Below are 10,416 nucleotides of genomic sequence, written 5' to 3' on the forward strand. Positions count from 1 at the left end.
TAAAATAATAAGGGAGAATTTTTTTGAAACATAAAACAGATTACATGGAAATGCTGAATAAATTTACAGTGCAACTGGATGCAAGGGAGCCAATAATATTTACACAAGGAAACGGGTGTTATGTCGAGGATACAACAGGCAAGAAGTACTTGGATCTGACATCTGGACAGGTTTGCTCAATTGTTGGGCATTGCCCTCCTGAACTGACTGATAGCATTTGCCAGCAATCAAAAAAACTTATTCATATTCATTCCGGATTTTACTGTGAAGAGGAGCTTCTGTTAGCCAAAAAGCTGGCTGAAATAAATGATGCTAGCCTGACCAGGTCAATATTTTTTAATACTGGCGGTGAGGCAATAGAGTTTGCTTTGAGAATATCAAAAGTTGTAACAGGGAAATTTGAATTTATTTCATTTGATAGAAGCTGGCATGGTATGACCAACGGTAGTGGTGCTTTGACAGGAATTCCTGATTACAAAAGGAATGGTGGGCCTTTTCCCGCAGGGTTCATCCACATTCCCACGCCTGACTCCTACAGGTGTGATGCCTCAGTTAATGAGTGTTTTGAACTGGCGCGCCAGACTATTTCTAACTCAAGCTCAGGGCAGGTAGCTGCAATGGTCTTTGAGCCTATTCTGGCAGGGGGAGGAATGCTGATGCCTCCGCGAGAATATTTTGAGAAAATGCGTGAATTATGTGATGAGTATGAGGCACTTTTTATATTTGATGAATGTCAGACTGGTTTAGGACGCACTGGAAGTATGTTTGCATACCAAGATATAGGTATTGTTCCAGATATTCTAGTAACTGCTAAGGGGCTCGGCTCGGGATTTCCTTTATCTGCTGTTATCGTTTCTGACCGAGTATCGGAGTTGGCGCAGAAAAAGGGATTTAAATATCTTACTTCGCATATGGGAGATCCCTTCGTCTGCAGAATGGGGCTGGAGACAATAAACTTAATTCAACGTAAAAACCTAGTGGAAAACGCCCGTAAAATGGGAGCGTTGTTTCTTACAAAATTGCGGGAATTGATGAAAAAGCACAAAGTGATAGGAGACGTGCGCGGACAGGGGTTGATGATTGGGGTGGAAATTGTTCAGAAAAATAGTAAGAAACCAGGTTTCAAGGAAGGTGAAATAATTAATAGAAAAGCCATGGAGCATGGTCTTATTATAAATCTGGTGGTTCCACATAATATACTAAGGATCGTCCCGCCTCTGAATATCAGTGAAGTAGAGATAGATCATGCCGTGACAACTCTCGACACTATTTTGGTTGATGCGTTTGGTGGCTAACGACATATGGCTATAGGTTAAGAAAGGTAAGGTATGCGAGTGAGGGCCTAAAAAAGCGGAGAGTTGACGAGCTTTTTAACCATTGTTTCTGTTGGTTGGAATACTGATGACTCTGTCACAATCTGACTCGAATTATATGAATGAAAATTATATGGTAGTAATATGTTCAGCGCAGGGAGGTTTTGAAGGCATATTTGCCATATTGAAGGGATAAATTTGAAAACTGCTGGATCGTAATTTTTTACGATCCAGCAAAATTAAAGAGTAATTTTATGCCTTTTAATAAGATTTTTGGTCGCATCATTTTTTCTATCTGTTTACTTATGGCCACCCCAAACTTGCTCTATGCAGCTCCAAGGGATGTCAGTGATACCACCAGCGCTGAACAGCGACTGGAATATCTCAAAAAAATGCTTGAATCACGTAGTGGAGAGCGGCTTGCTCAGCACAATAATGGTAAAACCAAGCAACAAATTAATCAGTTACTGGATCAAGCCAGAGAAGCCGTTTTAGACGGCAATGAAAAAAAAGCCGCGAGTATTACAAGAGAAGCAATAAAAACTTTCACGACTGCTGTCCGGGAGTTACCGGAAGGATCAGAAAAAGTGGCTCGTTTCAAAACACGTTATGAAGATATGCGACGTGGCCTGGAAAGGTTTATCAACGCCCAAAAAACGAATAAAGAGCGTTTTTCACAAGAGCAGAATGATGCCAAAGAGTACAATCAAACTGAGGTGAACAACCTGTTAACACAGGCGGATGTTGCTGCGGCTGAAGGTCGCTATGAAAAGGCTATTAACCACTTGGAGCAGGCGCAATCAATTGTAACGGCTTCGTTACAAGGTCTGCTTAATAATAAACAGTTGGTTATAGAGTTTGATATCAGTACGCCGGAAAAAGAGTATCTTTATGAGTTGCGTCGTTACCATGGTTATGAAGACTTGGTGCCAGTTGCTATTGATGTTAAAAAGCCCAGCAATATGACTCGAAATACTATGTTAGAGCTCGACAGTAAAGCCAAAAAAATGTTTGAATCTGCCAGTAGCAAAGCTTTAAACGGAGATTATCCGATTGCCATTCGTATGATGATGGATGCGACTAATGTGATCAGGCAGGCGCTAAAACTGGTGGATGCGGCGATATAATCTTAATGCTATAGTACGTTTCTATTTTGACGAGAAACAGGAGCGCGCATGGAAAGGCGTTTTACAGTAAAAGATTTTTTATTATTCCTTTCCATCGCTGCATTGGCGGGTTTGATTGTATTGGCGATGTATATGGTCGATCGTCAATGGTTAAAGCTGGAGCAGATGCAGCGCGTGATGGAGGAGCAGGCGGATGATTTGCGCGGGATGCGCGGTATAGTTAGATCATTAGAAGAAAATTTAGAGCAGGGTCAATTTGTTAACTCTTCCACAGGGCGCTCTTCGAACAACAATCATGCGGTTACTGCTTTTCAACGAGCCAAACAAGCGACTCGCCAACCTGATTATCAGTCCGGCGACTGGCGGGTTTTGGCATTCGGTACAGGCTTAAAAACCATCACACCGCTGGTCTCATCGGATGCTTACGCCTCAGAAGTTCAGGGTTATATTCAAGAGTCACTTATATTGCGTGACCCCGAAACATTAGAGTGGAAAGGGTTGATTGCCAAAAATTGGCAAGTGAGTGAAGACGGTCTGACTTTTACCTTTCAACTGCGTGATGACGTAAAATTTTCTGATGGCAAGCCTCTGACCGCAGAAGATGTTGCCTTCTCTTTTGATTTTCTTATGACGGATGCAATCGCCGCACCGCGCTCCCGTGCATACTTTGAAAAAATTGCCAGCGTGACGGCCACCAGCCAATATGAAGTAGTATTTCAATTCAAAGAGCCCTATTTCAACAGTTTGTCTTTGGCGGGTGGAATGTCGATCATGCCCAAGCACTTTTATGAACCTTATCTGAAAGAACCGCATACTTTCAATGAGTCTAAAGGACTATTAATGGGTTCAGGGCCGTATCGTCTGTCAGATCCAAAAGGCTGGACACCTGATTTAGGCATGGTTGAATTGGAGCGTAATCCGCGCTACTGGGGTGAAGTTCAGCCATCATTTGATAAATTATTATGGAAAGTGATTGAAAATGATAGCGCTCGTTTGACGACTTTTCGTAACGGCGATATTGATCTCTACAGCGCTCGCCCTAAAGAGTACCAAGGACTGCTGGATGACGAAGCGCTCTCAAAGCGTACTCAGAATCTGGAGTATATGAGTCCGACAGCGGGTTACAGCTATATCGGATGGAATCAGCAGCGTGATGGTCAACCGACTCGCTTTGCGGACAAACGTGTCAGACAGGCAATGACGTGGTTAACCGATCAAGCACGAATTATTGAGGATATTATGCTGGGTTATGCAGAGGCTGCCGTTAGTCCGTTTAGTCCACGCAGCGTTCAGCATAATCAGGAGTTGAATCCTTACCATTTTGATCTATCCAAGGCGCAAGCACTGTTGCTTGAAGCAGGGTATCAAGATAAGAATGGCGATGGTGTTTTGGAAAATAGCCAGGGTGAGCCATTTAAGTTTGAATTGGTCTATTTTCAAGACAATGAAGATACCAAGCGTATTGTGCTGTTTCTAAAAGACCTGTATGCAAGGGCAGGTATTCTGTTGCAACCTAAGCCGACTGAGTGGTCAGTGATGCTTGATGTACTGGATAAAAAGAACTTTGATGCGATTACACTGGGGTGGACCAGTGGTGTAGAGATCGACATTTACCAAATGTTTCACAGCAGTCAGGTTGAAGAGGGGGATAACTTTATTCACTATCAAAATGAAAATCTGGATCAATTGATTGATCAAGCACGTTCAACGGTGGATGAAGAAAAGCGTATGCCTCTATGGCAAGCCAGTGAACGCATATTATACGAAGATCAGCCTTATACCTTTCTGTTTCGTCGTAAATCAATGGTGTTTGTTGACCGGCGCATGAAAAATGTTCAGATAACACCGTTGGGTTTAAATCTTCATGCGACTCCAGTGGAATGGTATGTGCCGAGTATTGAGCAAAAATATTTGCGGTAATATTTACAATTATTTTTCAAGGAGCATGACTTATGTTTACCATTAAGAATCATCGCCTTTATCGAGATAATAAATCAGTTTCGTACACGCTGACTCCCAATCGGACAAAAAATTTCGTACTGAAACCCGAAGGTATTTTGCTGCATGACACAGCAGGACGTTTGGATGGTGATACCACAGTTGACTGGTTTTTAAATCCAGGTGCGAATGCATCAGCTCATCTGGTGGTGCATCGGGATGGTCGTGTGACTCAAATGGCAAGATTTAACATGAAAACGTGGCATGCAGGAAGGTCAAGCCTGGGGGGTCGCTCAGGAGTTAATAGCTTTTCCTTGGGTATTGAAATTGTTAATCCAGGAAAGCTCACTCCTCTTGGGGGAAGATATTATCAAGCATGGTTTGGTGAAATTTACAGTAATAATGATTACTCCATTATTGAAAAGTCTACATCAGAGCATGGTGCGGGTGGATGGATGGGGTATACACCTGAACAGTTGGAGGCTGTCGAACAGCTTTCAGTCGCACTATTTCAAAAATACGATCTTCAGTGGCTTTGGCCTCACTGGAAAGTGAGCCCTGGCCGAAAGGTTGATACCAACCCTCTTTTCCCTCTAGAGCATGTTCGATCAAAAGTGATTGGACGGCAGGAGGATGAAGGCAATTTTGGTATTATGATTGCCAATACCAATCAACGGCGTTGGCCCTCTTATCACGAAAATGTCATACAGGTGATTCCAGTCGGTACAAGGGTTGAAGTGATTCGATCTGGAAGGTATCAAAATGATAATGAATACACCGAGTGGTATTTGGTTGAATACAATGGGCATGAAGGTTGGGTTTATGGGGAGTTGATTGAGTTATGAATAGTTAATGGACACTCGATTAAAAGCCATTCAGCAGTGGTTGTTGGATGAGGTTAAGTTAAACCGTTTTGACCTGAAACCTGCCTCCAGTGATGCCAGCTTTCGGCGTTATTTTCGTGTTGATACAGGCACAGAAACGTTCATTGTGATGGATGCGCCCCCCGAAAAAGAAGATTGCCATCCTTTTGTAGATATTGCGAAGGTATTGGGGCAGGCAGGCTTGAATACACCGCGTATTATTGCACAAGATCTGCAGCAGGGTTTTTTGTTGCTGAGTGATCTGGGTTCACGCCTGTTTCTGGATGAGTTGAATGATGATTCGGTCGAATTACTTTACGGCGATGCACTGAGTTCACTTCATCAGTTACAGAAAATCCCACATAACAGTTTACCACTGCCGAGCTATTCAGAGGATCTGTTACAGCAAGAGATGATGTTGTTTCATGACTGGTTTCTGGAGCAACACCTTGCTATTAAACTAAGCACGAAAGATCAAACGGTTTTGTTTGATGCGTTTAAAATGCTGACCGAATCTGCACTCGAACAGCCTCAGGTTTGGGTGCATCGAGACTATCATTCACGTAACTTGATGGTGCTTGAAAAAGAGAGCCCAGGTATTCTGGATTTTCAGGATGCGGTGATCGGGCCGGTGACCTATGATTTGGTGTCGTTATTGCGAGATTGTTATATTGCTTGGCCGAGAGAACGGGTGGAAACATGGGTTGCAACGTATTATCAGCGTTGTGGTACTGATTTAGAAGATGTTTCTGAAGCACAATTTTTACGCTGGTTTGACCTTATGGGCGTACAGCGTCACTTAAAGGCAATCGGGATTTTTTCACGTTTAAATATTCGGGATGGAAAGCCCGGCTATCTTGGTGATATTCCACGAACATTAAATTATGTCAGAGATGTTTGTGAGCGTTATGAGGAGTTGAAACTATTTAGAAAACTCTTGAGTCAAATTCCAGAGTAGTGTGATTTCTTTATCATCTTTTTTAACTGTTTCGAACAAAATTTGATCAGATTCTATTTTAAATGGCTGAGTCTGTGAATCATTTAAAGGCAGATTAAGCACGGGCCAGATGGGGCGCAGAGTTTGAGATGAAATATTGCCCACCCAGAGAGTTTCTGTTTTTCCTGAAGGCATTGTAATAGTGGTTTGTGTCGGCCATAGTTGAAGTACTTGGCGTTGTTTGTTGATATCGTCTGCGTGCATTAAAATCAAAGGGGTCAGAATCGACTGGTCTGTGCTTACATGTATTGCTTGCTGGAATAGATGGATCAATCGACTCTGACCCTTTTGATTTAGTACCGGAAGTTCGCTGATCGGGCTGTCGTGCGCCATGAGCATAAGTACACTGGTCAAATTTAAGCTTTCTGGTGTCTGCCAGCCTGCTGCTTTTAATTTACTTTCTAAGTCTGTAGCCGACCCGACCCATTGAATATTTGTGACTGGTATCGTGACAGAAGGTGCATTTTGCCAAGTTGTAAAGCTGATGGTTTGTTTAATGGTGTCGGGTACTTTCGGTGATTCATACAAGGTGAATATCAGGCTTATTGAAACAACCAGGATAACAGCAGCGCTCATTACTCTTCGATTCTGTGGAATGGTAATAAACAGCTTTTTGATCAACCATGCAATAAGCCATATGAATAGTGCGATAATGATTAATAGAAAAATCAGGTGCATCATGACATCCGATGCAAGCTCCAAAGAAGTACCAAATGCAACGCCCGGCAATATATAAACTGGAGCCCAGGCAAGTGCGGATAGGATATTGATAATCGTAAAACGCAGTGGCGACATGGCCATCATGCCGGCAATCGTGGGAACAATGGCGCGTATGGGGCCGACAAACCGACCGAAAGCGATGCTTTTTCCACCGTGTTTATGAAAAAAAACTTCACCTCGACTGAAAAGTTTCGGGTGGTTTTTGAAAGGCCAGATATGGTGAAGTTGTTCACGGTAGTGATAACCCAGCCAGAAACTGATGCCATCGCCTACGATTGCGCCTGCGGCCGCCCATGCAAGTGTTGGCCAAAGCTCTAATGTGCCTGTGCCAATTAATGCACCCACACCAAATAGTAGCGCAGCCCCTGGCACCAGTACGCCGACAATTACGAGCGATTCGATCATTGCGATCAAAAAAACAATAAAGCCTGCTTGATTGGGGTGAAGGGCGACCCAGTCCATTAGGGGTTGTACAAATGTTTCAATCATGAAAAATTAGAGAAACCAGTGATTGATCTGTTCCAGATCCGAGGGCGAGAGGCTACCCGTGGCTTGTTTGAGGCGGAGTGTGTTGATGATGTAGTCATAGCGAGACCGAGACAGATCATATTGCGCACGATAAAGTTTTTTCGTGGCTTGTAAAAGATCAACGGTTGTTCGTGTGCCGACTTCCAGTCCAGTTTTAATTGCTTGCAATGCACTTTGATTGGAAATAACCGCTTGTGCAAGTGCCGTAGTTTGGCTGATGTTGCTGATTACACCTAAGTAAGCCTGGCGTGTCTGGCGTTTCACTGCACGTTGTTGTTGTTTTAATAACTGTCTGTTTTGCTCGAGTTGATCGTGAGCCTGGCGAGTTTGAGAGCTGATGGCTCCACCGAGATAGATGGGGACATTGAGCACTAAACCAACGGATGTATTATCAATGTCACTGGAGCCAAAGCCACCTCCAGCAGCCACACTCTTGGAGTGGTTGGCGACAATATCCAGAGTGGGGTAATGGCCGCCACGGAGCCGTTTGACTTCTTGGCGGAGCCGTTTGTTTTGTAGTTTTGTGGATTCAAGCTGGAGGTTTTGTTGCAAAGCCTGTTCAACCCATTGACGAGCATTGTTTGGTGTGGGTTCCACTTGCTTTGCAGTTGGGTCAAGCTTTGCAAGTTTGGTTTGAGGTTGGTCTGTAATCTCTTGTAATGCATCAAAGCTTAGAGTTAGAGCGTTTTCAGCAATAATCGTCTGTGTGACAGCAATATCAAAACCCGCCTGTGCCTCATGTACATCGGTGATGGCTATGAGTCCCACTTCAAATCGTTGCTTGGTCTGTTTGAGTTGTAGTTCGAGAGCCTGCTCTTCTGATTGGCTGAATCTAAGAAAATCCTGAGCGGCAAGTACATCAAAGTAGCGCGTCGCTAAACGAATGATGAGCGCTTGTTCAGCGCCACGCAGTGCAGTTTCAGTTTGTTGAATTTGAATGGAAGACTGGCGGTATTGCACCCATGCATTATGGCGGTAGATCGGTTGTGTTAAGTTCAGGCTGTATCCGTGGCTGTTATAACGGTCATCCGTCACAATATCTACCGCATTGAACTGCCCGACTTTTCCATTTTGTACGTTATATGTGGTGTTAGCAGAAAAATTAATTGATGGCAGTAGTTGAGAGCGGCTTTGAATTTTGCCTTCTTTAGCAATGTTCAGAGCAATTTGTGCCTGCCCCAGTTCTGGGTCATGTTGTATGGCTTGCTGATGCAAAGATAAAAGGTCATCAGCCAGTGCAGATGCGGGAAGTAAAAATAAAACAACTCCCGCATATACCCAGTAATTTAAGCGCATTTTTCTGGCGACTTTAAAATTTAAAACGTGACTCAGGTTGAGGTGCATTTTTGAGTGGTTTCAGTTCGGTTTCATACTGATCTTCACGTTCCCATTCATTTTCACCGGTGCGCGTAATGATGATGACTGTCATCACGGGTGCGTCACCGATGATAGCAAAGAGTCGTCCACCCACCTTCAGACGATCAGCATAGGCATGAGGGTAAAGTGGCAGTGAACCTGTAATTGCAATCACGTCATAGGGCGCGTTGGTATCCCAATCGGTGGCGGCATCACCCGTTTCTAAGGTCGCATTATTAATCGCCTGTTTTTGCAAACGATCAGCAGCGATTTCAGTAAATTCGGGGATGATATCAACACTTGTGACATGCTGGCCTGATTTAGCGAGCAGTGCGGTGACATAACCGCTGCCAGTACCGACTTCTAAAATATTATCGTTAAGCTGAATATCGAGTGCCTGTATCATGCGGGCTTCAACGCGAGGTGGCATCATCTCTTCACCATGGCCTAATGGCAAGCTGGTGTCTGTGTAGGCCAAAGCTTCATGTTCTTGTGAAACGAATAGTTCGCGTGGAGTGGTATCCAACAGATCCAGAACGGTAGGTTCAAGCACATGCCAGGGGCGGATCTGCTGTTCAATCATGTTATATCGGGCTTGAGCTAAACTCATGACTTTTCCGTGCCTCTGTCAATTATATCAAAAAGCCTAAAGGGTAAGCGCTTTGAACTGTGAAGGCAACTTCATCGTGTGACTCATTCTCTTATAGTATTGGAATGGGTTGAGTTAATACTCCTGATCGGGAATATTGTTTTGCAAAAAATAGTTTAAGAGGTTATATTTCCTGTACGGGAATAATTTTTGAGTGAGGCCATGAAGTCGAGTGATAAAGTACTGTACGGGAATATTTCATCTTCACAAGATTTGGGCTTTATCATACGTGAGGCTCGTAAACAGCAAGGTGCAACGCAGGCTGAATTTGCGGCACTTTGTGGCGTTGGGGTGCGTTTTGTTTCAGATTTGGAGAATGGCAAAGCAACCGCTGAGCTGGGTAAGGTGCTGAGTGTTATTCAATGTTTGGGTTTGGAACTGAGCTTGCAGCCTCGGGACTATAGAAACAAAGGTCAAGGATAATGGCTTTATCGGTATATCTGAATCATGATTCTGTGGGTCAACTACAACCGATGGAAAACAGGTTAGCCTGCCTCATGGCGGGTCGCCAAGCTCACATATTTTAAAGCCCGCCATTCGTGAATATCAAAATAGTACAATTAATGAAGCGTATTGCATGAGGTTGGCGCAGGCAGTGAGCTTATCTGTTCCCGAAGTAACATTACATCGCACTCAGCAGCAGTGGCTCTACTTGATTCGCCGTTATGATCGAGAGTTGGGCCATGACCAAAAAATAAAGCGTTTGCACCAGGAAGACTTTTGCCAAGCGTTGAGTATATTGCCTGAAATTAAGTATGAAAAAGAAGGTGGTGTTAGTTTTTCAGACTGTTTTAAATTGGGTCTATGCCAGATCGAGTGTAAATGGTACATTACCATCCTATTTTTCAGGTTAATAATATCATGAATAGCAGTGACATATTTGCCCTTGCCTTGGGATTAAATGACCCTTGGGAAATCACTAATG

Annotated in this window: 9 protein-coding genes; 6 read left to right on the plus strand and 3 right to left on the minus strand. The window is 43.7% G+C overall.

The genetic code is table 11. The features are described from left to right. Positions 1-23: 23 nt before the first annotated feature. The 5 genes from L3J70_08665 to L3J70_08685 all read left to right on the plus strand — a co-directional run bounded on the left by L3J70_08665 (position 24) and on the right by L3J70_08685 (position 6,199). Positions 24-1,295 (plus strand): aspartate aminotransferase family protein, encoded by a 1,272-nt coding sequence (locus L3J70_08665; GenBank protein MCF6236421.1) that lies wholly within the window; start codon positions 24-26, stop codon positions 1,293-1,295. Positions 1,296-1,567: 272 nt separating this feature from the next. Continuing rightward, the gene (locus L3J70_08670; GenBank protein ID MCF6236422.1) at positions 1,568-2,440 is read left to right on the plus strand and encodes a hypothetical protein; all 873 of its coding nucleotides are present in this window, start codon (positions 1,568-1,570) and stop codon (positions 2,438-2,440) included. Between the two features lie 48 nt (positions 2,441-2,488). Next, on the plus strand, positions 2,489-4,360 hold the full coding sequence (locus L3J70_08675; protein ID MCF6236423.1) for a peptide-binding protein: 1,872 nt from the start codon (positions 2,489-2,491) through the stop codon (positions 4,358-4,360). A gap of 32 nt (positions 4,361-4,392) precedes the next feature. Next, complete coding sequence (locus L3J70_08680) at positions 4,393-5,223, plus strand: N-acetylmuramoyl-L-alanine amidase (GenBank protein ID MCF6236424.1); 831 nt, start codon at positions 4,393-4,395, stop codon at positions 5,221-5,223. Positions 5,224-5,230: 7 nt separating this feature from the next. Beyond that, entirely contained in the window at positions 5,231-6,199 is a 969-nt protein-coding gene (locus tag L3J70_08685; GenBank protein MCF6236425.1) for a phosphotransferase, read from the plus strand. On the opposite strand, the gene L3J70_08690 is transcribed toward L3J70_08685, so the two are convergent. The 3 genes from L3J70_08690 to L3J70_08700 are packed head-to-tail and all read right to left on the minus strand — an operon-like array spanning position 6,164 to position 9,452. Further along, entirely contained in the window at positions 6,164-7,447 is a 1,284-nt protein-coding gene (locus tag L3J70_08690; protein ID MCF6236426.1) for a VTT domain-containing protein, read from the minus strand. The genes L3J70_08685 and L3J70_08690 overlap by 36 nt on opposite strands. A 6-nt stretch (positions 7,448-7,453) precedes the next feature. Beyond that, positions 7,454-8,782, minus strand: coding sequence for a TolC family outer membrane protein (locus L3J70_08695; GenBank protein ID MCF6236427.1), 1,329 nt, complete (start codon positions 8,780-8,782; stop codon positions 7,454-7,456). Between the two features lie 13 nt (positions 8,783-8,795). Next, entirely contained in the window at positions 8,796-9,452 is a 657-nt protein-coding gene (locus L3J70_08700; protein ID MCF6236428.1) for a protein-L-isoaspartate O-methyltransferase, read from the minus strand. Positions 9,453-9,674: 222 nt separating this feature from the next. Here L3J70_08700 and L3J70_08705 point away from each other — a divergent pair, with 222 nt between their 5' ends. After that, positions 9,675-9,914 carry a helix-turn-helix transcriptional regulator gene (locus tag L3J70_08705; GenBank protein MCF6236429.1) on the plus strand — a complete coding sequence of 80 codons (240 nt, stop codon included), beginning with the start codon at positions 9,675-9,677 and terminating at the stop codon, positions 9,912-9,914. Positions 9,915-10,416: the final 502 nt, after the last annotated feature.

Source organism: Gammaproteobacteria bacterium, assembly GCA_021648145.1.
In the GTDB taxonomy this organism is placed as follows: domain Bacteria; phylum Pseudomonadota; class Gammaproteobacteria; order JAADGQ01; family JAADGQ01; genus S141-38.